Annotated in this window: 20 protein-coding genes and 1 tRNA gene; 8 read left to right on the top strand and 13 right to left on the bottom strand. The window is 57.3% G+C overall.

Going from position 1 to position 19,554, the window contains the following annotated elements; genetic code table 11:
• Window positions 1-7 precede the first annotated feature (7 nt).
• The 4 genes from ACR3E2_RS05245 to ACR3E2_RS05260 all read right to left on the bottom strand — a co-directional run bounded on the left by ACR3E2_RS05245 (window position 8) and on the right by ACR3E2_RS05260 (window position 4,663).
• Window positions 8-439 (bottom strand): universal stress protein, encoded by a 432-nt coding sequence (locus ACR3E2_RS05245; protein WP_480480811.1) that lies wholly within the window; start codon window positions 437-439, stop codon window positions 8-10.
• Complete coding sequence (locus tag ACR3E2_RS05250; protein WP_480480809.1) at window positions 436-3,045, bottom strand: TRAP transporter permease; 2,610 nt, start codon at window positions 3,043-3,045, stop codon at window positions 436-438. Before ACR3E2_RS05250 ends, ACR3E2_RS05245 begins: the two co-directional genes overlap by 4 nt.
• Before the next feature lie 101 nt (window positions 3,046-3,146).
• Complete coding sequence (locus ACR3E2_RS05255; protein ID WP_267364467.1) at window positions 3,147-4,115, bottom strand: TAXI family TRAP transporter solute-binding subunit; 969 nt, start codon at window positions 4,113-4,115, stop codon at window positions 3,147-3,149.
• Window positions 4,116-4,577: 462 nt separating this feature from the next.
• A tRNA-Leu gene (locus ACR3E2_RS05260) sits at window positions 4,578-4,663 on the bottom strand.
• Window positions 4,664-4,808: 145 nt separating this feature from the next.
• On the opposite strand from ACR3E2_RS05260, the gene ACR3E2_RS05265 reads away from it, so the two are divergent.
• On the top strand, window positions 4,809-5,387 hold the full coding sequence (locus ACR3E2_RS05265) for a YqaA family protein (RefSeq protein ID WP_480472921.1): 579 nt from the start codon (window positions 4,809-4,811) through the stop codon (window positions 5,385-5,387).
• Window positions 5,384-5,854 carry a disulfide bond formation protein B gene (locus ACR3E2_RS05270; protein WP_480480807.1) on the top strand — a complete coding sequence of 157 codons (471 nt, stop codon included), beginning with the start codon at window positions 5,384-5,386 and terminating at the stop codon, window positions 5,852-5,854. Before ACR3E2_RS05265 ends, ACR3E2_RS05270 begins: the two co-directional genes overlap by 4 nt.
• Here ACR3E2_RS05270 and ACR3E2_RS05275 read toward each other — a convergent pair.
• Entirely contained in the window at window positions 5,851-6,438 is a 588-nt protein-coding gene (locus ACR3E2_RS05275) for an HNH endonuclease (RefSeq protein ID WP_209503840.1), read from the bottom strand. The two genes, ACR3E2_RS05270 and ACR3E2_RS05275, sit on opposite strands and share 4 nt — an antisense overlap.
• Window positions 6,439-6,651: 213 nt before the next feature.
• Here ACR3E2_RS05275 and ACR3E2_RS05280 point away from each other — a divergent pair, with 213 nt between their 5' ends.
• Both ACR3E2_RS05280 and ACR3E2_RS05285 read left to right on the top strand, forming a co-directional pair.
• Entirely contained in the window at window positions 6,652-7,257 is a 606-nt protein-coding gene (locus tag ACR3E2_RS05280) for an rRNA large subunit pseudouridine synthase E (protein ID WP_480476745.1), read from the top strand.
• Window positions 7,258-7,289: 32 nt separating this feature from the next.
• A complete protein-coding gene (locus ACR3E2_RS05285; RefSeq protein WP_480472925.1) occupies window positions 7,290-7,715 on the top strand; it encodes a VOC family protein in 426 nt (141 codons plus the stop codon).
• Between the two features lie 43 nt (window positions 7,716-7,758).
• Here the strand turns inward: ACR3E2_RS05285 and ACR3E2_RS05290 are convergent, their stop codons facing one another.
• Window positions 7,759-8,424, bottom strand: a complete 666-nt coding sequence (locus ACR3E2_RS05290) for an alpha/beta hydrolase (RefSeq protein WP_480472927.1) — start codon at window positions 8,422-8,424, stop codon at window positions 7,759-7,761.
• Window positions 8,421-9,053 (bottom strand): DNA-3-methyladenine glycosylase family protein, encoded by a 633-nt coding sequence (locus ACR3E2_RS05295; protein ID WP_480480805.1) that lies wholly within the window; start codon window positions 9,051-9,053, stop codon window positions 8,421-8,423. Before ACR3E2_RS05295 ends, ACR3E2_RS05290 begins: the two co-directional genes overlap by 4 nt.
• 97 nt (window positions 9,054-9,150) lie before the next feature.
• On the opposite strand from ACR3E2_RS05295, the gene ACR3E2_RS05300 reads away from it, so the two are divergent.
• Window positions 9,151-10,377: an MFS transporter gene (locus tag ACR3E2_RS05300; protein WP_480480803.1), complete on the top strand. Its 1,227-nt coding sequence runs from the start codon at window positions 9,151-9,153 to the stop codon at window positions 10,375-10,377.
• Here ACR3E2_RS05300 and ACR3E2_RS05305 read toward each other — a convergent pair whose 3' ends face one another.
• Genes ACR3E2_RS05305 through cysS form a run of 3 tightly spaced genes read right to left on the bottom strand, consistent with a single transcriptional unit; the run spans window position 10,378 to window position 14,188 of the window.
• Window positions 10,378-11,154, bottom strand: coding sequence for a squalene/phytoene synthase family protein (locus ACR3E2_RS05305; RefSeq protein ID WP_480481667.1), 777 nt, complete (start codon window positions 11,152-11,154; stop codon window positions 10,378-10,380).
• 2 nt (window positions 11,155-11,156) lie between these two features.
• Window positions 11,157-12,791: a citramalate synthase gene (gene cimA / locus ACR3E2_RS05310; protein ID WP_267364474.1), complete on the bottom strand. Its 1,635-nt coding sequence runs from the start codon at window positions 12,789-12,791 to the stop codon at window positions 11,157-11,159.
• Window positions 12,791-14,188, bottom strand: coding sequence for a cysteine--tRNA ligase (gene cysS, locus ACR3E2_RS05315; RefSeq protein WP_480480801.1), 1,398 nt, complete (start codon window positions 14,186-14,188; stop codon window positions 12,791-12,793). Before cysS ends, cimA begins: the two co-directional genes overlap by 1 nt.
• Window positions 14,189-14,410: 222 nt before the next feature.
• Between cysS and ACR3E2_RS05320 the strand changes: the two genes are divergently transcribed.
• Together ACR3E2_RS05320 and ACR3E2_RS05325 are read left to right on the top strand one after the other, a co-directional pair.
• Window positions 14,411-14,755 (top strand): MmcQ/YjbR family DNA-binding protein, encoded by a 345-nt coding sequence (locus ACR3E2_RS05320; protein WP_480472937.1) that lies wholly within the window; start codon window positions 14,411-14,413, stop codon window positions 14,753-14,755.
• 56 nt (window positions 14,756-14,811) lie between these two features.
• A complete protein-coding gene (locus ACR3E2_RS05325) occupies window positions 14,812-15,996 on the top strand; it encodes a pyridoxal phosphate-dependent aminotransferase (RefSeq protein ID WP_480480799.1) in 1,185 nt (394 codons plus the stop codon).
• A 6-nt stretch (window positions 15,997-16,002) separates the two neighbouring features.
• Here ACR3E2_RS05325 and ACR3E2_RS05330 read toward each other — a convergent pair whose 3' ends face one another.
• Window positions 16,003-16,521: an outer membrane protein gene (locus ACR3E2_RS05330; RefSeq protein ID WP_480480797.1), complete on the bottom strand. Its 519-nt coding sequence runs from the start codon at window positions 16,519-16,521 to the stop codon at window positions 16,003-16,005.
• Between the two features lie 414 nt (window positions 16,522-16,935).
• Between ACR3E2_RS05330 and ACR3E2_RS05335 the strand changes: the two genes are divergently transcribed.
• Window positions 16,936-18,480: a trimethylamine methyltransferase family protein gene (locus tag ACR3E2_RS05335; protein ID WP_480480795.1), complete on the top strand. Its 1,545-nt coding sequence runs from the start codon at window positions 16,936-16,938 to the stop codon at window positions 18,478-18,480.
• A gap of 52 nt (window positions 18,481-18,532) precedes the next feature.
• Here ACR3E2_RS05335 and ACR3E2_RS05340 read toward each other — a convergent pair whose 3' ends face one another.
• A complete protein-coding gene (locus tag ACR3E2_RS05340) occupies window positions 18,533-18,778 on the bottom strand; it encodes an EF-hand domain-containing protein (protein ID WP_480472945.1) in 246 nt (81 codons plus the stop codon).
• A gap of 545 nt (window positions 18,779-19,323) precedes the next feature.
• Window positions 19,324-19,554 (bottom strand): DUF2188 domain-containing protein, encoded by a 231-nt coding sequence (locus ACR3E2_RS05345; protein WP_480480793.1) that lies wholly within the window; start codon window positions 19,552-19,554, stop codon window positions 19,324-19,326.

Consider the following 19,554-nt stretch of genomic DNA (forward strand, 5'->3'; position numbering starts at 1 on the left):
AAATCAGTCAGCGAACGACATACACCGAGACGTTGGAATGCCGCACCACTCGCGCGGCATTCGGGCCAAGCAGGTAGTCCTTAAAATCCGGCTTATGCGCGCCGATCACAATCAGATCGGAACCGGCGCTTTCGGCGGTTTTCAGAATCTCCTGATAGGCTGTGCCTGTCGCAACGACATGGCGGATGCTTTCATTGCGCTCGGCCCCCAATGCCGAAATACACAGCGCCGTCAGTTTGGCCTGCGCCTCAGCCAACGCCTTGTCGTGAAAATCGGATTCAAAGAACCCGGACACCCAGCTTTCCCCGAAATCGGGCAACACAGTCACAACATCCAACTGTGCCCCTTCCAGATCCGCCAAAGCTGCGGCTTTCTTCAGGACCGGAGCATCAATCTCGCCATTGCTGATATCAATGGCACACAGAACAGAACGTGTCATGCGGGCACCCCTTGTCTGGCGGCACGGCCGCGTTGCAGGAACGCGATAAGTCCCAAGAGGATCATCGCTGGGATATAAACCAACTGCTTGGGCAGCTGGTCGGACGGTAAGCTGACCGAGGCCAGGCGTACGGGTTCATCGCCATAGTAGTCGAAGATGCCCAGATCGTCGGCCACTGGCGTGCCGAACAGCGGCTCGTCAAGCTTGATCAGTCCGTCCTCGGGGACCAGCAGCAAGCCCATCGCCTCGGCTCGCGCGGCCCCTCCTTCTTCGTCGCCCACAGTGACAACAACGGTTGTATCCACCATCTCGAGCGTATCGAAATCGGGGCCCGCGACGACCAGGCGTACATCTGTTCCCGGCCGTGTCTGACCAATGGTCTCTTCAAATGCAGCAGGTTCAACCGATTTGAACGGAGGCGAGATGCGATCCATGAAATAGTCCGGTCGGAACAGGGCAAATGCCACCAGAACGAGCGCGACACTTTCATAGATACGGCTGCGGGTCAGGAAATACCCCATCGTACCCGCCGTGAAGACCAGAATCGCTATGGTCGCGAAAACGGCCACCGTGATCCCTTCAAGCCATGTAACGTCGATCAAAAGAAGATCAGTGTTGAAGATGAACACAAAAGGCAGTGCCACGGTGCGCAGGCTGTAGAAGAACGCCGTGAAACCGGTTTTGATCGCATCACCGCCCGACACAGCAGCCGCCGCGAAGCTTGCAAGCCCAACAGGCGGTGTAACATCGGCCATAATCCCGAAGTAAAACACAAACAGGTGCACAGCGATCAACGGTACAATCAGCCCGCTTTGCGCGCCCAGTTCAACGACGACCCCGGCCATCAACGAGCTGACAACGATATAATTCGCCGTGGTCGGCAGACCCATGCCCAGAATCAGGCTGAGCAGCCCAACCATGACCAGCATAAGGATAAGATTGCCGCCTGAAAGGAACTCGACCAGGTCAGCCATTACCTGACCAACACCCGTCAAAGTCACTGTGCCGACGATCACGCCCGCAGTGGCAGTTGCCAGCGCGATACCGATCATGTTCCGTGCACCATCAATCAACCCCTGCCACAGGTCAGCGACGCCATCGACAAAGGTGTTCTTGAGATTGCTCTGCCCCCGGAAAAGAGCCTTGAGCGGTTTCTGCGTCAGCAGGATTACGAACAGCAAAGCGGTCGCCCAGAACGCCGACAGTCCCGGCGATTTCTGTTCGATCATCAGGAAGTAAACCAGAACGATGATCGGCAGCAGGTAATGCAAACCTGCCTTATAAATATCAGCGATAACAGGAAGCGTGACCTCTTTTGCATTCGGATCGTCCGGCTGAAGGTCCGGCACCTGAGCGGCCAGATAGAGCAATCCGACATAAACCGCGCAGACGATCAAGCTCAGCACCAGGCCTGCCGCAGACGGTACCCAGCTTGTTACAGCATCGACCGGGAATTGCGAGCCGTAACAAAGCCCTGCAAACACCAGGAAGAAAGCCAACATACCCACAACGGTTCGCGCCAGATGCACGTCACGGTCGCCCAAAGTCGGCATGTTTCGCTTCACAGCTTCCAAATGCACGATATAGACCAGCGCGATGTAAGAAATCGCCGCAGGGAGGAAGGCGTGGGTGATCACCTCGACATATGAGATGCCCACATATTCCACCATCAGGAAGGCAGCCGCGCCCATCACAGGTGGCATGATCTGACCGTTGACCGATGAGGCCACTTCGACCGATCCGGCCTGTTCACTGCTAAAGCCCACTCGCTTCATCAGCGGAATGGTAAATGTTCCGGTTGTCACAACGTTGGCAATCGACGAGCCCGAGATCAGGCCGGTTGCGGCAGAACCAACAACGGCCGCCTTTGCCGGACCACCGCGCAGATGCCCGAGCGCACCAAAGGCCATCTTGATGAAATAGTTCCCTGCCCCGGCCTTATCCAGCAGCGCGCCAAACAGCACGAACAGGAACACAAACTTCGTGGAAACGCCCAATGCGATGCCAAACACGCCTTCAGACGTGATCCACATATGGCTCATCGCCTTTTTGAGACTCGCACCTTTCCAGCGGATAACTTCCGGCACCCATTCAGATGCGCCAAAGAAGACATAGGCCAAAAAGATCGTCGCGATAATTGCCATGGCCGGGCCAAGCGCGCGTCGCGCGGCCTCGAACAGTAGCACCAAGCCAAGCAACGCGACCCATTTGTCCGTATCGTCGGCCAAACCGCCTGCATTTACGATCTTGTCATAGAAAAAATAGCCATACAGCGCGACGAACGCACCGACCAAGCCCATGATCCAATCCTGAATCGGGATAAAGCCACGCGGGCTGGTTTTCAGCGCTGGATATGCCGCAAATGCCAGAAACAGAGCGAAGGCAAGATGGAATTGCCGCGCATTGTTTACCACACTGCCCGGCAACACGTAGTTCGCGAGCGGCGACGCCAGGATAACCTGAAAAATCGACCAGATCGCGGCTACAATGGCCAGGAAGACACCTACATTCCCGACCGGATTACGCCCGCCCGCGTCGGATGATGCGACCAGATCCTGAAGCTCTTCTTCGGAAAGCGGACGATTGGATTGAGTGTCGGAATTCATCAAATGTCTCCCCGTCGTGGCCATTTTTGACCTTCTGACTCACCTGCTTGGTACAGGCGTTGTGCAGGGCGCCCTAAAAAGCGCCCTGCGTCAGGTCTGGTTTACTGAATCCAGCCTTTTTCTTTGTAATACTTCTCGGCCCCCGGATGCAGCGGTGCCGACAGGCCATCTGCGATCATCTCTTCGGGCTTGAGGTTGGCAAACGCCGGGTGCAGTTTTTTGAAGTCTTCGAAGTTTTCAAAGACCGAGCTGACCACCGCATATACCGCGTCGTCCGACACATCTGCCGAAGTCACAAAAGTCGCTCCTACGCCAAATGTCTGGGTGTCGCCGTCAGAACCACGGTACATGCCACCGGGGATGGTTGCAGTACGGTAGAACGAATTGTCGTTGACCAGCTTGTCCACGGCTTCACCGCTGACATTCACCAGAACCGAGTCACAGGCTGTGGTGGCTTCCTGGATCGAACCAGACGGGTGACCAACGGTATAAACCATAGCATCGATCTGGTTGTCGCACAGGGCAGCCGATTGTTCAGCCGCTTTCAGCTCTGTCGCCAGTTCGAAATCATCGGTCGTCCAGCCCATTTCGCCCAGAAGAACTTCCATGGTGCCGCGCTGACCGGAACCGGGGTTCCCGATGTTCACGCGCTTGCCTTTCAGGTCTTCAAAGTTTGTGATGCCTGCATCGGCGCGGGCCACAACGGTAAAGGGCTCGGGGTGGACCGAGAAGACGGCGCGCAGATTTTCGAAAGGACCGGCCTCTTCAAATTTCGAGGTGCCGTTATACGCGTGATACTGCCAGTCGGACTGGGCAACACCGAATTCCAGCTCGCCTTCGCGAATTGTGTTGATGTTGTAGACCGAGCCACCGGTCGATTCGACCGAGCAGCGGACACCGTGTTCTTTCCGGCCTTTGTTCACCAGACGGCAGATCGCGCCACCTGTCGGATAGTAAACACCGGTCACGCCGCCGGTACCGATTGTAATGAACTCTTCGGCATAAGCCGCCGGAGCCAACATGGCTGCGGTTACAAACGCGCCGAGGCTCAATTTGCTGCTGTTTCTCATTTCAATACTCCCACATTTTTGTCTGGCAGTTGGAATTCAAATCGATCATCTGCCCATAAAACTGTGCCGATAACGATGATCGGCCCGCCTTACAGCAGGTGCAACCTGTTGAATTTTCCAGTTTCTCCCAACCCCTTTGAGGGTTCATTCAGATACTTTCAATGTCAAGGCCAGCGCCAGCCTGACTCGCATCAATCCGCATATATGAGCGCAAATTTCGAATTTTCCCCTCTGGCACACAGGAATACCCGCCAGATCGGTCTTCCTGATCTTTGCTCCCAAATTTGTTCAGGTCGGTTCAACAGCGGGTCGTATATGGTGCCATTTCGCAGGGAGAAGTTGATACCAGAGGACTGAAAGGAACCAGACCAGATCGAAAAGTAAGAATTAAGTGTGCGAACACGCAAGTGGCCCGAAAAGAAAAAACAGGAAGCAGGTTCCCCTAACTCCCTGTTTTTACTTTGGTACCCAAGGCCGGACTCGAACCGGCACGGTATCACTACCGGGGGATTTTGAATCCCCTGCGTCTACCATTCCGCCACTTGGGCCACGGACACTGGATTAGCGCCCATCAAAGGGAAGGTCCAGAGGCAAAAATCATCCAATAATCCATTTGTTTCCACTGCGATGGTTGACGGGCCGTCAGGTGCGTGGTTTGGCTTTCCCGGGTCGAGAACGGGATTTGAGTGCTAAATGTTGCGATCGCTTTATGACTGGACAATTCGTCTGGCGGAACACCCTCATGCGCTGTGGGCGCTGGCCGTAGTGGCTTTTGTCGAAAGCTCGTTCTTTCCAATCCCCCCCGACGTTCTGATGATTCCGATGATCCTTGCGCGCCCGTCGCGCGCCTGGCTGATTGCAACTGTTGCTCTGGTGGCTTCGGTTCTGGGAGGGATGCTGGGCTATGCGATTGGTGCGTTTTTCTATGAAAGTCTGGGGCAGCCCATTCTTGAATCCATGGGCAAGGCCCATGCGATGGAAGAATTCAACACCCGCTTCAACGATTTCGGGTTCTGGGCGGTCCTGGCCGCCGGAGTGACGCCTTTCCCGTACAAGGTCATCACCATCATGTCCGGCTGGACAGGAATGCCGCTTGGGACATTCATCGCAACGTCGATACTGGCACGAGCGCTCAGGTTCTTCCTTGTTGCGGCCTTGCTTTGGGGCTTTGGCGAGCCGATCCGTGAATTTATTGAAAAACGCTTGGGGCTGATGTTCACCTTGTTCATCGTCCTCCTGTTCGGCGGCTTCCTGGTGGTGAAATACCTATGACGAGACGTTCACAACTTATCGCACTGGCAAGTCTTGGGTCCCTGGCCCTTCTGCTGGCAGCTTTCGGCTTTCAATATCTGGGCGGCCTTGCCCCGTGTAAAATGTGTATATGGCAGCGCTACCCGCATGGGGTCGCAATCGCGATTGGCGTTTTGGCGTTGGCCTTACCAAGGCTAAGTTTCCTGCCCCTCTGTGGTGCAATGGCCGCCGCCGCCACTTCGGGCATCGGGTTCTATCACGCTGGCGTTGAGCAAGGGTGGTGGGAAGGTCCGACCAGTTGCACATCCGGCAGCATCAGTGGGATGTCGAATGACGATCTGTTCGATCAGATTATGTCTGCGCCTTTGGTTCGCTGCGACGATATCCCGTGGGAAATGTTCAACATCTCGATGGCCGGATGGAATGCCATTGCCTCGGCTGTTCTGGTACTGATCTGGCTCGCGGCGTGGCGGGCAAGCAAGGCCTAGAATTCGTCCAGCTCAGCATCCCAATACAGAAAATCGATCCAGCTTTCGTGTAAGTGATTGGGCGGAAACTTCCGACCAACATTGCGCAGTGCTTCGGCGTCAGGCTGACGGGGCGGCTTTCGCAGGCTCATTCCTGCCTGACGCAGCGATTTCGACCCTTTGCGCAGGTTGCACGGGCTGCACGCCGCCACAACGTTCTGCCAACTGGTCACCCCACCGGCGGCGCGTGGCACCACATGATCAAAGGTCAAATCACCGCGGCTGCCACAGTACTGGCACCGGAACTCGTCCCTCAGAAATAAATTAAAGCGCGTGAAGGCCACGCGCTTTCTGGGTTTTACATAGTCTTTCAGAACAACGACCGAAGGTATTCGGATCTGAGTACTTGGGCTGCGAACCACTTCGTCGTATTCGGCCACGATGTCGACGCGATCCAGCCAGGCGGCCTTGATCGCTTCCTGCCAGGGCCACAGGGACAACGGGTAATAAGACAGGGGGCGATAATCGGCGTTCAAAACCAATGCCGGATGATGCTTCAGCGCACCAGGCTCCCTGACAAATTCGGTCCTGAAGTCTCCGTCCATATCAGAATCGCTCCTCGCTCTGCTCTGCCCGTTTTTGACATCAGAGCGGGGAACACCCGCCCCGGCCTTAGTATAACTATATATCGTGTTAATACTCTGACAAGCCCTGATTTTCCACAATATGTCGCAAACTGGGTAATGCGAATCCGTAACAGGCGCATGACAGTTATCCACAGCTTGCGCGGGACGCACTCTTCGGGGTATGCGCGGGTCATGTCCTGGTTCATTCGCTTCAACAAACCTTATGATGTGCTGCCGCAGTTCACCGACCGCGACAATGGGGATACTCCGCGCAGTACACTGTCCGATTTCATCGATCTGCCCGGGGTTTATCCCGCCGGTCGGTTGGATCGTGACAGCGAAGGTTTGATGCTGCTGACTGACCACGGCAAGTTGCAGGCGCAGATATCGGATCCCAAGCACAAGATGGCAAAAACCTATTGGGTTCAGGTCGAAGGCATCCCGGACGAAACCGCCCTGAAAGCGCTGCGAAACGGCGTCGAGTTGAAAGACGGCCTGACCCGTCCGGCGAAGGTGCGCCAGATCGACGAGCCAGACGACCTGTGGCCCCGCACCCCACCAATCCGCGAACGCGAGACAGTTCCAGACAGTTGGATAGAACTGTCCATACGCGAGGGCAAAAACCGTCAGGTGCGTCGAATGACGGCCGCCGTGGGCCTGCCGACCCTGCGCCTGATCCGTTATCGAATCGGAGACTGGACTCTGGACGATCTGGAACCGGGCCAGTGGGACAGCCTGCCCATGCCATCCCTGAACACCACACCGCAACGAAAACGCGACCGTCGACCGCGCCGGTGACATACCCTGCCCTGATCTGCTAAACTTGAGTCATGAAACTAACTCCCGGAATACCGGCCCCTTCGGCGATTCTGGAAGCGTCGCTTTATGTCGATGATCTGGACGCAGCAGAACAGTTTTACGGCGAAGTACTGGGCCTGAAACGCATTCAGCGTGTCGCCGACCGCCACGTGTTTTACCGAATTGGCGGATCGGTCCTGCTGATCTTTAACCCGGAACAGACGGAACAGCCGCCCCTCAACCCGGACATGCCCGTTCCGCCACATGGCGCCCGTGGTGCCGGGCATGTGTGTCTTGTACTGACCCGTGATGAAATCGCGGTAATGCGCAAGCACCTTCTGGACTGGAATGTCCCCGTAGACGCAGAATTTGACTGGCCCGGAGGCGCACGATCTTTGTACGTGCGCGACCCGGCCGGAAACTCAGTCGAGTTTGCGGAAGCGCATCTTTGGTCTTAATCCGATGCGAAACGACAGTGTTCTGCTGATTTAATCTTACCGGCTAAAGGCTCAGCTTGTCGCGCATGAAGGCCAGGGCCACACTCAGCCCGTCCGGGGCGATGCCGTGCCCGGTGCCCTTCATGACATGAGCGTAGACCTCTTTGAAACCGGCGGATTGCAGGGCCTCTGCCGCTTCGGGCAAGGATTGCGGCGGGACGACGTCGTCGGCGTCGCCATGCACCAGCAATACCGGCATCCGGCTGACAGTTTCGTCTGCCAGAAGGTCCGCCTCTAGCAAACGGCCTGAGAAAGCGACAATTCCGGCCACGGGGTCTTCGCGGCGGGGCGCGACATACAAGCTCATCATCGTGCCCTGACTGAAACCAAACAGGACTACCTGTTCGGGCAGAACATCTTCATCCACCATCAGCGCATCCAGAAAGGCATTAAAGTCCTCGACCGCCATTTCCATGCCCCTGCGCGCCTCTTCCTCAGACGACCCGTCAATCCAGGGAATCGGAAACCACTGAAAGCCATTCGGCATTCCGGGGATCTGCTCGGGCGCGTCCGGGGCCACGAACAATGTGTCGGGCAGATGTTCACCCAGCGGGTCGGCCAAACCCAGCAGATCGGCACCGTTTGCGCCATAGCCATGCACGAACACCACAACCGAGCGCGTGTCGCCCGAAACAGGCTCTTTCCGGAGCGCATTCAAAACCCGTGTCATCTGATCCCTTCTCTTTGCTTTGCAACCCGGTAATAGGCCCACAGCACCCGCGCCGCAACCGAGCGCCATGGCGACCAGGCCTCGGCCATCTTGCGCAGTTCTTTATCCATTGGGCGGTTGGGCAGGTCATAAAGGATGCGCGCGGCCTCTTGCAGCGCCAGATCACCAGGTGCGATCACATCAGCGCGACCAAGCGAGAACATGGCATATATCTCCGCAGTCCAGACGCCGATGCCAGACACCTGCGTCAACGTGGCCACAACTTCCGCATCAGAGGCATCACGTAACGCTTTGTAATCTATACGCGCTTCTGCCAACGCCTTTGCATAGCGGATCTTCTGACGGCTTAACCCTACGGCCCGCAGATCGTCATCCGTTGCCCACATGATCTTTCGCGGACCCGTTAATTTGGCATCTTGCAGGCGTTTCCATATTGCATTGGCCGAAGCCACACTGACCTGTTGGCTGACAATGGCACTCAGCAGTTGCGCGAACCCGTCGGGACGGCGACGTAACGGCAATGGGCCAGTCTGTTCCATTGCATAGGCCATGCGCGGACAGCTCTGGGCCAGCCAATCAGCCCCTTCCGCCACACAATCCGGCGTTTCGATGATGCGGCCAACGGGCATGTAGCCTCCCTGCTCGGTTGTCACTGGCACGTTAGGCGCATGTGCCGCAGATGCAACCGGCTTGTGCCGCAAACACTTAGCCGATAACCATTCCGCCATGACCATGATCTCGACCCTTCCCGATGACCGTCAGGCCAAACGCAACGTTGCCGTCTTGGTGGCGGCGCAGGCCATTCTGGGCGCACAGATGCCAATGATGTTCATCGTCGGAGGGCTGGCGGGTCAGTCGCTGGCGACCAATCCCTGCCTGGCAACATTGCCCATTTCGCTGATTGTTCTGGGATCGATGCTGGCAGCCACGCCGATCTCGGCCATCATGCAAAAATGGGGGCGTCGGGTCGGGTTCCTTGTTGGCGCAACATCCGGTGCGTTGGGCGGGCTGATCGGAGCCTATGGCCTGTTTCTTGGCTCTTTCCCCGTCTTCCTTGTCGGCAGCCTGTTAACAGGCATCTACATGAGCGCCCACGGATTCTACCGGTTCGCCGCAGCGGACACCGCATCGGACGAGTTCCGCCCCAAAGCGATTTCCTATGTCATGGCTGGTGGATTGGCAGCTGCCATCATTGGCCCGCAGATCGTAAAGCTCACGTCCGAAGCCTACGTCATCCCGTTTCTGGGCACCTATCTGGCTGTTATTGGGATCAATGTTCTGGGGTCCGCCCTGTTCTTCTTCCTTGATATCCCAACACCTGCAAAACCCACCGGCACCGAGCCCAAGGGGCGGTCGCGACTGGAATTGCTGAAAACACCCCGCATCGCCGTGGCCATCATATGTGCCATGGTATCTTACGCGCTGATGAATCTTGTGATGACTTCGACGCCGTTGGCCGTGGTAGGTTGTGGTTACTCGGCCAATGACGCGGCTGACATCGTCACCAGCCACGTGCTGGCCATGTATGTGCCCAGTTTCTTTACGGGTCACCTGATCGCCCGGTTTGGCATCGAAAGGATTGTGGCGCTGGGTCTGGCAATTCTTGCAGCCGCTGGACTGGTCGCCTTGCAGGGCGTTGATTTAGGGAACTTTTTCGTCGCTCTCATTCTTCTTGGTGTTGGGTGGAACTTTGGCTTTATCGGCGCGACCACGATGCTGGCCGCATCGCATGAGCCGCAGGAGCGCGGCCGGATGCAGGGCCTCAACGACCTGCTGGTGTTTGGCGGAGTGACTATGGCCTCGCTGGCTTCGGGTGGATTGATGAACTGCTCGGGCGGTTCCCCGGTCGAAGGGTGGACAGCAGTCAATCTTGCTATGATCCCATTGCTGACACTGGCAGGCGGCGCCCTGTTGTGGCTGGTTCTGCGACCGGCCGACCCGGAACGGGCCTGATCACCAGCGCCCGCTGCCCGCAGTCCACATCAAGGACAGCCGTTGCTGTATTTCTCCCGGAACAAGATCACCGGAGGCAACACGTTCTGGGCTAGCTATTGCTTGCTTCAAAATCCGTTCGGCCAACCACCCGGAAAATAATGCTGGCCGTGCCTCGGCCGAAATCTCAGCCCGATGCGATCTGGCTTTTTGCAGGCGATTTAATGCGGTTCCGGCCAAGGCACGCACCCCTTCAGGGGTACCGTCCAAAAGCGGTATCCGCCCGCGTTGTTCCAGTTCAGGAATAGCCCTGAGCCAGTTCGCCACCCCAACCGCATATCCAAAGTCACGCAACACAGTTTCATCGGCCACCCCCAGCGCCTGGGCTGATGCAACAACCAATGAGCCCGTGCTGTGATCGATGTAGGCGTCAAAGTGCTCCTGATCCTCGAACGGATCACGATATATATCCCAACGCCTTACGGCCACATATTCATCCAAAACACCAGCCAGATGGGGCGAAAGAACCTGTGACAAGGGTGTTACTACCTCGTGCCGCCGTACGGTTGCCCCTTCAGCAATTTCCTGTAGCGCGTCACGCCACCATTGCAGCCGCATCTCGGCGATCATCGGCTCTTGCGTCACCCAGGGCGCGCGGGCAACTTCGACGTTTAACGCGTAAATCGGGAATAGGACTGCACGGTCTGCCACCGGTGCAGCCATCGCAGCGCGGAAACGATCTGGATCAGCCCGTTGCACAAGTTCCGCGCAGGCCTTGACGTCTTGGTCAAAGACCACGCTCACTCGGCTGCTGCCTTTTTCGGATCACAATCGCGCACCAGTTTCCATTGAATCGCATCCAGAAGCGCCTCGAAAGACGCATCGACTATATTCGCGCTGACGCCCACGGTGGACCAGCGCCGCCCCTGCCCGTCTTCGCTGTCGATGATGACACGCGTGACCGCTTCGGTGCCGCCTTGCGTAATCCGCACCTTGAAGTCGACCAGACGCATATCTGACAACACCTGTGAATACTGGCCCAGATCCTTGGCCAAGGCTTTGGCTAAGGCGTTCACCGGCCCCCTGTCGCTGCCTGACTCGTCCATGGATTCGCTGACAGACAGCTTCTTTTCACCATCCACTCTTACGACAACAACGGCCTCGGACAGGCTGACCATCTTGTTGTATTTGTTCTTACGCCGTTCAACGGTGACTTTGTAACGCTTGACCTCGAAGAACTCAGGCAATTGACCCAGCTCTTCCCGCGCCAGCAGTTCAAAACTGGCCTGAGCGGTGTCATAGGAATATCCATCCGCCTCGCGGGCCTTTATCTGGTCAAGGATGCGGCCAAGTGCGGGGTCACCTGCCTCAACACGCAAACCAGCCTCGGTCAAACGCTTGCGCAGGTTTGACTGACCAGCTTGGTTCGACATCGGAATGATGCGGGCGTTCCCGACGCTTGCGGGGTCCACATGCTCATATGTCGATGGGTCCTTGAGGATCGCGCTGGCGTGCAGTCCGGCCTTATGTGCAAAAGCCGACGCCCCGACATAAGCCGCCTGCTTGCTGGGCACCCGATTCAGGACATCATCCAGCATCCGGCTGATCCGGGTCAAACCAGCCAAAGCCTCACGGCTGACACCAATATCAAACTGCGACGCATAGGGTTCCTTCAACAACAGCGTCGGGATCAAAGCGGTCAGGTTCGCATTGCCGCAACGTTCGCCCAAACCATTCAATGTACCCTGAATTTGCCGTGCACCGGCCTCAACAGCAGCCAGAGAACAGGCAACGGCATTTTCGGTATCGTTATGGGTGTGAATGCCCAGCCGATCACCGGGCAGCCCGGCTGCGATCACCTCGGATACAATCCGCCCGACCTCGGACGGCAAAGCGCCACCATTTGTGTCGCACAGGACAACCCACCGCGCGCCAGCCTCAAGCGCTGCGCGACAAACATCCACGGCATATTCCGGATTGTCCTTGTAGCCGTCAAAGAAATGTTCCGCATCAAACAGCGCTTCTCGCCCCTGCGCGACGATATGCGCGACCGAGGCGCGCACGTTCTCCGTGTTTTCTTCCAGTGAAATGCCAAGCGCGTGGGTGACGTGATAATCATGCGACTTGCCGACCAGACAAACAGCCTGCGTTCCCGCATTCATCACGGCTGCCAGCACATCGTCATTCTCGGCTGATCGTCCTGCGCGTTTGGTCATGCCGAACGCCGTCAACCGGGCCGCGGTCTTTGGGGCCACCTCGAAAAACGCGCTATCGGTCGGGTTGGCGCCGGGCCAACCGCCTTCGATGTAATCCACGCCCAAAGTGTCCAGCGCCTGCGCGATCTGCACTTTTTCTGCGGTCGAAAACTGCACGCCCTGCGTTTGCTGCCCATCGCGCAGGGTTGTGTCGTAGAGGTAGAGGCGTTCCTTAGTCATCAGACCTCCTCCAGCTTGGCAGCATCAAAACCAGCGCCAGGCACCAGTTCGACACTGTCCTTGCTCATTCGAACCTCAAGCCCCGCCGCAATATATGCTGCCTTCAAGCGATCAACTTCTGAGAAGTCCTTGCTTTGCATCGCGATTTCGCGTGCCTTCGCTAAACGGTCCGCATGAGAGGTCAAATCGACAGATGCGGTATCTGCCCAGTCGCTCATCTCAGGTAAAAGCAAACCCAGCAGTTGCGCACTGGCCAGCAGACCTGCGGCGTCACCGTCTGAAGCCAGACGATAAAGCTCGCTCATGGCACCTGCCGTATTCAGATCGTCACTTAGTGCTGCGATGACTTCAGGTGCCGCGCTGGCTGCGGGCTCGATGCCCGCTGTCAGCGCCCGCCACTTGCGCAGCGTCGCCTCGGCCTCACGCGCCTTTTTCTCGGTCCAGTCCATCGGCTTGCGATAGTGCGTCTGCAGAAAGACGAAGCGGATTACCTCGCCCGGCACACCCTGCTCCAACAGATCATGCACGGTAAAGAAATTGCCCAGCGATTTGGACATCTTCTTGCCCTCAACCTGCAACATCTCGTTGTGCATCCAGACCCGCGCAAACTCCCCATGCGGGTGAGCGCATTTGCTCTGGGCGATCTCGTTTTCATGATGCGGGAACATCAGGTCATTGCCACCCCCGTGGATATCAAAGCTCTCGCCCAGCAGTTCATAGCTCATGGCCGAGCATTCGATGTGCCAGCCCGGACGTCCCCGGCCCCACGGGCTGTCCCAGCCCGGCAGATCATCAGTCGAAGGCTTCCACAACACGAAATCCATCGGGTTTTTCTTGTATGGAGCCACCTCGACCCGCGCGCCCGCAATCATGTCATCGACCGACCGGCCAGACAGTTTGCCATAGCTTTCTTTCCAGCTGTCGACCGCGAACAGAACATGACCTTCGGCGGCATAGGCGTGACCCTTGGCAATCAGGTCTTCGATCATCGCGATCATCTGGGCGATATACTGGGTCGCGCGTGGCATCTGGTTGGGTTCCAACGCTCCCAACGCGCCCATGTCGTGCAAGTACCAATCGATGGTCTCGTCCGACCGCTCCTGCACCAATTGCTCAAGCGTGCCTTCTGCGCCCGCCTGTTTGCGCGCCAATGCCGTTGCGTTGATCTTGTCGTCCACGTCGGTGAAGTTGCGCACATAGGTCACGTGCTCTGTGCCATAGACATGGCGCAACACGCGGTAGAGCACATCGAACACAACCACCGGGCGGGCATTACCCAAATGGGCACGATCATAGACCGTTGGGCCACAGACATACATCCGCACGTTTTCAGGATCGATCGGTACGAAGTCTTCCTTCGTCCGCGTCCGTGTGTTGTGCAGCTTGATCGTCGTCATCGGTCGGGCTCCTAAGAAACAGTAAAGGCTTACGCGTTGGCGCGGGCTTAGCAACTTGTCTCAGGGATGAAAACGAAAGAAACCGGCCCGCTTGATAAATCAGCAGGTAATGCAGCAGATAATAATGATGCAGGTCACCGGGTTCATGGGACATCGGTTAGCATGGGATCATTCCCAAGCCAAGTGTTGAGTTTGCCATCCCCGTTCGGCACAGTGCCGAACATGGACCGAGATTTCGTCAATTCCATCTGCAAAACGCTGCCCGGCGCTGAACTGTCCGATCCCTGGGGCGGTGGCCATGACGCCTGGAAAATTGGTGGCAAAATGTTCGCCTGTATCGGGATCGCAAATGACGGTGTTTCCGTAAAAACGCCCGATATCGAAACGGCGCAGATGCTGATAGACACCGGGATCGGCGTAAAAGCCCCCTATTTCCACCGCAGCTGGGTGCGTCTTCCGTTTGACACCGGTGCAGACGAAATGCGCCATCGTTTGACTGTGTCCTATGACCTTGTCCGCGCATCATTGACCAAAAAACTTCAGGCCTCGATAGCGCCGCGAAGCTGATTGACAAACGTCCGCCGCTCTGCCCCATTCAGCGCAGAGTAACCGGGGCCCTTGTCATGGAATTGTCCAAGCGCATCACGCAGATCACCGGCGGCAGCGACGGGTGGGAGGTGTTCAATCGGGCCCGACGGATGCTGAATGAAGGGCATGCCGTGACAGAATTGACAATCGGCGAGCATGACGTTCGTACCGACCCGTCGATCCGGCACGCTATGGACCTGTCGGCCCGCAACGGTCACACCGGTTATGCCACGGTGCCCGGAACAGATTTGCTGCGCGATACGGTTGCTGCCCGGGTTCAGTCCCGCACAGGTATCCCAACGACGCGTAACAATGTACTGATCACGCCCGGTGGGCAGTCCGCCCTTTTCGCCGCGCATATGGCGGTGTGCGATCCCGGCGACACCGGGCTGTATCTGGACCCGTATTATGCCACCTACCCCGGAACGATTCGCGGTGCCGGGGCCATTGCCCGCGCTGTTCGAACCACCGCAGAAGATGCATTTCAACCGCGCGCAGATTTGATTGATGCAGCGGCGGAAGGCGCGGTTTCGCTGTTGATCAACACGCCGAACAACCCGACCGGAGTGGTGTATTCCCGTCAGTCACTTGAATCCATTGCCGATGTTTGCCAACGCCGTGACCTGTGGCTGATATCAGACGAAGTCTATGACACCCAGATCTGGGAGGGCGAGCACCTGTCTGCCCGCGCGCTGCCCGGAATGGCCGACTGTACCTTAGTGGTTGGATCAATGTCCAAATCACATGCCATGACCGGGTCCCGATGCGGGTGGATCGTTGGTCCGGAATACGTGATCCGCCACCTGATAGATCTGGCTACTCATACAACTTATGGCGTTCCGGGGTTCATTCAGGACGCGGCCAGCTTTGCACTGACCGCAGGACACGAACTTGAAAACAAGATCGCCGCGCCATTCCGTCGCCGCCGTTCATTGGCGATCGACATATTGGCGGCGCAGAACACAGTGGGGCTCGTCCCGGCGCAGGGTTCTATGTATCTGATGCTGGATATACGGGCGACCGGGCTGACGGGCGAAGGGTTTGCGAACGCCCTGCTGGACACTCATGCGATTGCCGTCATGCCGGGCGAAAGCTTTGGCAAAGCCGCAGCGGGTCACATTCGGGTTGCCATGACCGTGGATGATGAGAAATTTGTCAGTGCCTTGAGAACCCTGTGCGCGTTTTCAGCGCAGCTCGCCAAGCGACACGCGGCTGAATAGCCGCATCTAAAACCGAAATGTCGTACGCAGGTTGAAAACATTGGTGTCCAGACTGCCGCTGGATCGGGTGACATCGTCGAAATTCTGCCGCAGCGCTTCACCGCTGATAACGAAATTCTCGCCAATCGGATAGGCCAATCCGATTCCGTAAACCGCTGCCGTGTCACTGTCGATCGACGTATCAGCCCGCGCCGCGCCTACGACCACGTATCCCAGAGCGTTACCGAATTCATATCCGCCACGCAGTTTCAAGCTGGTCATGCTGTCGAGACTGCCCTGAGACTGGCCAAGGTTCAGGGACAGCCGGTTATATTCCAACTCACCGCCCAGAACGAAATTCCCAAAGTCCTGATCATAGCCCAGATGCGCACCAAAGGCCGTATCATCGCCATTCGCACCGCCCGGACCGTCGGCATCTGCAAATCCAAAACTGAAGCCTGCATACCCGCCAGTCCAATCCTCAGCCGCAACAGGGCTAGCTCCGGCGATCAATATCGCAACAACAAGGACGGAAAAAGGGTTCATAGTCGGGCTCAATGCAACACCGCTCTGGTTTCGATCAGAGGCATGACTTCAATTCAATCTGTGACCTGCTGGTCATAATTCAACTCCGCTCAGCAGACCTTGGAAGTAAGTGAATGCAGTATAACAGATTTCTTCCAAAACGTGTGAAAATCTCGGCGTTTGGTTCTCTGACCCCAAAAGCCGTGAGAATTGTCCATGTGAATAATTATCAAAGGTCGCAAATAGAACAGATTGTGTCGCCGCGTTTTGGAATGGTCGCGCAAGACGTTGAGGGGCAAAATGGCAGACGACGACTGGAAAATCAGCCTGATCAGCCGCACCATTGGGGCAGATCGCGGTCGTGCCGCACGAGGACGGCCGTAAAGGTGTGCTTGCTGACACCTTAAGACATCACTCAACGACCGGATTCTTGAAATGAACGACCAACCCCGCAATTCATCGCGCAGTGGCGGCCGCGCCGCGCGCCGTGCTGCCCGTGCAACCGCGCTGCCCGAACACCTGCGACCAGTCCGCCCCGGAATGGAAGGCGGCGTCCTGAATGTACTGACGCAGGCGCAGATCGAACGCATCCACGAAGCAGCACTGACCGCGCTTGAAACCATTGGCCTGGCGGACGCCCCGCAAAGTGGCATTGACTATCTGGTCGGTGCGGGCTGCACCTTGGGCGACGATGGCCGTATCCGTTTCCCGCGCGCCCTTGTCGAGGACACGATTGCAAAGGCGAACCGCTCGGTCACTTTGTACAGCCGGGATGGAAACACCGATCTGGAATTGTCCGGCACCAAAGTGCACTACGGTACGGCCGGAGCCGCCGTGTCCATGGTTGACGTGCACGGTCGGGAATATCGCCATTCCACCGTGCAAGATCTGCACGATGCCGCACGTATCTGCCAACAGCTTGATAACATTCACTTTGTGCAACGGCCAATGGTCTGTCGTGACATCGCCGACAACCTCGAAATGGACCTCAACACGATTTACGCCTGCTGTTCGGGGTCCTTCAAACATGTCGGGACATCCTTCACCGAGCCAAGCCACGTCGCTCCGGCGATGGAGATGATCTATATGATTGCGGGCGGTGAAGACAAATTTCGCGAGCGACCCTTCATTTCGAACTCGAACTGCTTTGTTGTTCCTCCAATGAAATTCGCAACCGAAAGCTGCGAAGTGATGGAAGCATGCATCAAGGCCGGTATGCCTGTCTTGTTGCTATCTGCCGGTATGGCCGGTGCCACAGCGCCGTCGACCATCGCCGGTGCGATCACGCAAGCAACTGCGGAATGCCTGGCGGGATTGGTTTATGTTAATGCCGTAAGTCCCGGTGCCCCGGCGATTTTTGGCACCTGGCCATTTGGTCTGGACCTGCGGACCGGTGCCATGTCGATCGGGTCAGGGGAACAGGCCCTTCTGACTGCCGGATGTGCCCAGATGCACCGGTTCTATGACCTTCCGGGCGGTGCTGCGGCTGGCGCATCGGATTCGAAACTGCCCGATATGCAGGCCGGCTGGGAACAGATGTGTTCGAATGTCATGGCAGGTCTGTCCGGTCTGAACATGGTATATGAGGCGGCCGGGATGCATGCCTCGTTGCTGGGGTTCTGCCTGGAAAGCCTGATCCTCAGCGACGATCTGATCGGACAGGCGCTACGCTGTGTACGCGGGATCGAGGTGACGGATGACACGCTGGCACTGGATCAAATGGCGGCGGTATGCATGGGCGGCCCAGGCCACTATCTGGGAACTGACGCAACGCTGAGCCGGATGCAGTCAGATTACGTCTATCCAACATTCGGAGATCGCTCCTCGCCGAAAGAGTGGGTGGAGCTTGGCAAGCCCGATCTGGTGGAAAAAGCCGTAGCCCGGAAAGAGGAAATCCTTTCCACCCCTTCCCCTGCAAGGTTCGACCCGGTTCTGGACGCCGAGATTCGGAAAAAATTCAAAATCCATCTTCCCGCCTAAGGTGATGGAAAAGGCGGCCCGAAATGGATCGGGCCGCCTGTTCACTCGATGCCTACCCGTCGCTGGGCGGCAGCAATCCTGCCTCCTGCGCGATCGCGACCTCGTCTGCATCCAACGCTCCGTCACCATTGGCATCCATGGCCGAGAAAGTGTCAGCGTTGATTTCCGGTACGACTGCCTGAATTTCCTCGATGGTCAAAAGACCATCACCGTTGGTATCGGCTGAGGATTGGGCCGAAGCAACGCCGGGCAAGCCCAGAACGGCCACGGAAAGCCCGATCAAATAATGCGATTTCATTTCAGTGCCTCCTGAAAGGTGTGTTTGTGTTTACGTCCGGACAGCGCCCAGAAGCACATGGACACCCCGGCGCGTCACGCGCTTTGGTAGAGTTTCGTGATTTCACGCCAATCTTCGCGTGTTTGCCCGAGTCGGGTTTGCGGCCCTCCGCCTGAAGAAGGCGGCAAAACCTGTATCGGCGGCTCTTGCCCGACAGGACCACCTCAATCCGGCAATGTGGCGCTTATTCGGGACGACTCGGCGGGTAAAAAGAAAGGGGGCCGAAGCCCCCTGTCAGTTTCGCCTTCCAGGCTCATTTCGTTGACCGCCCGGTGTTTTTTTGCCTGCGGCCTGGACTGCGCATGGGGCGAGCGCACCCGCCCCGTGAAAGAGTGGGAAGGAGCAAATATTCCGCCCCACCCTGTTCCCGGCCAACACGGGCATGTCGGCCGAGTGGAGAAAGGTCAGTCGGTAAGTCTCAGACCTGTTCTCCGTATTCGTCGGGGTCGGTTACTTAGGGCAGCGTCCGACCCCTACGCCCCGGGGTGCCGGGGCGCTAAAGTCAGCTACCCCTTTGGAGGGTAAGGGTCCTTCCCATAAGTGTTACGCTCGCGAATACGGCCATTCTCACCCTTGAGATATGCTTCTCCTCCGCGTTCACGCGCGAAGTCTTTCGACTTCTCCCACGCCTCTGCTTGAGTAGACGAAACGCTGGAAGCTCGTGTTGCTCCTTCGCGCTTAGATTCCCATTGGCCGTCTGGCCTTTTCTGAGTCCAATAGTTCTTCTCATTCGCCAT

Source organism: Ruegeria sp. AL7 (genome assembly GCF_056536105.1).

What these genes read in the sequence shown, in the direction of transcription:
- ACR3E2_RS05245 (WP_480480811.1), bottom strand. Translation starts at nt 439, where the DNA reads ATGACACGTTCTGTTCTGTGTGCCATTGATATCAGCAATGGCGAGATT.
- ACR3E2_RS05250 (WP_480480809.1), bottom strand. Translation starts at nt 3,045, where the DNA reads ATGAATTCCGACACTCAATCCAATCGTCCGCTTTCCGAAGAAGAGCTT.
- ACR3E2_RS05255 (WP_267364467.1), bottom strand. Translation starts at nt 4,115, where the DNA reads ATGAGAAACAGCAGCAAATTGAGCCTCGGCGCGTTTGTAACCGCAGCC.
- ACR3E2_RS05265 (WP_480472921.1), top strand. Translation starts at nt 4,809, where the DNA reads ATGTTGCGATCGCTTTATGACTGGACAATTCGTCTGGCGGAACACCCT.
- ACR3E2_RS05270 (WP_480480807.1), top strand. Translation starts at nt 5,384, where the DNA reads ATGACGAGACGTTCACAACTTATCGCACTGGCAAGTCTTGGGTCCCTG.
- ACR3E2_RS05275 (WP_209503840.1), bottom strand. Translation starts at nt 6,438, where the DNA reads ATGGACGGAGACTTCAGGACCGAATTTGTCAGGGAGCCTGGTGCGCTG.
- ACR3E2_RS05280 (WP_480476745.1), top strand. Translation starts at nt 6,652, where the DNA reads ATGTCCTGGTTCATTCGCTTCAACAAACCTTATGATGTGCTGCCGCAG.
- ACR3E2_RS05285 (WP_480472925.1), top strand. Translation starts at nt 7,290, where the DNA reads ATGAAACTAACTCCCGGAATACCGGCCCCTTCGGCGATTCTGGAAGCG.
- ACR3E2_RS05290 (WP_480472927.1), bottom strand. Translation starts at nt 8,424, where the DNA reads ATGACACGGGTTTTGAATGCGCTCCGGAAAGAGCCTGTTTCGGGCGAC.
- ACR3E2_RS05295 (WP_480480805.1), bottom strand. Translation starts at nt 9,053, where the DNA reads ATGCCCGTTGGCCGCATCATCGAAACGCCGGATTGTGTGGCGGAAGGG.
- ACR3E2_RS05300 (WP_480480803.1), top strand. Translation starts at nt 9,151, where the DNA reads ATGACCATGATCTCGACCCTTCCCGATGACCGTCAGGCCAAACGCAAC.
- cimA (WP_267364474.1), bottom strand. Translation starts at nt 12,791, where the DNA reads ATGACTAAGGAACGCCTCTACCTCTACGACACAACCCTGCGCGATGGG.
- cysS (WP_480480801.1), bottom strand. Translation starts at nt 14,188, where the DNA reads ATGACGACGATCAAGCTGCACAACACACGGACGCGGACGAAGGAAGAC.
- ACR3E2_RS05320 (WP_480472937.1), top strand. Translation starts at nt 14,411, where the DNA reads ATGGACCGAGATTTCGTCAATTCCATCTGCAAAACGCTGCCCGGCGCT.
- ACR3E2_RS05325 (WP_480480799.1), top strand. Translation starts at nt 14,812, where the DNA reads ATGGAATTGTCCAAGCGCATCACGCAGATCACCGGCGGCAGCGACGGG.
- ACR3E2_RS05330 (WP_480480797.1), bottom strand. Translation starts at nt 16,521, where the DNA reads ATGAACCCTTTTTCCGTCCTTGTTGTTGCGATATTGATCGCCGGAGCT.
- ACR3E2_RS05335 (WP_480480795.1), top strand. Translation starts at nt 16,936, where the DNA reads ATGAACGACCAACCCCGCAATTCATCGCGCAGTGGCGGCCGCGCCGCG.
- ACR3E2_RS05340 (WP_480472945.1), bottom strand. Translation starts at nt 18,778, where the DNA reads ATGAAATCGCATTATTTGATCGGGCTTTCCGTGGCCGTTCTGGGCTTG.
- ACR3E2_RS05345 (WP_480480793.1), bottom strand. Translation starts at nt 19,554, where the DNA reads ATGGCGAATGAGAAGAACTATTGGACTCAGAAAAGGCCAGACGGCCAA.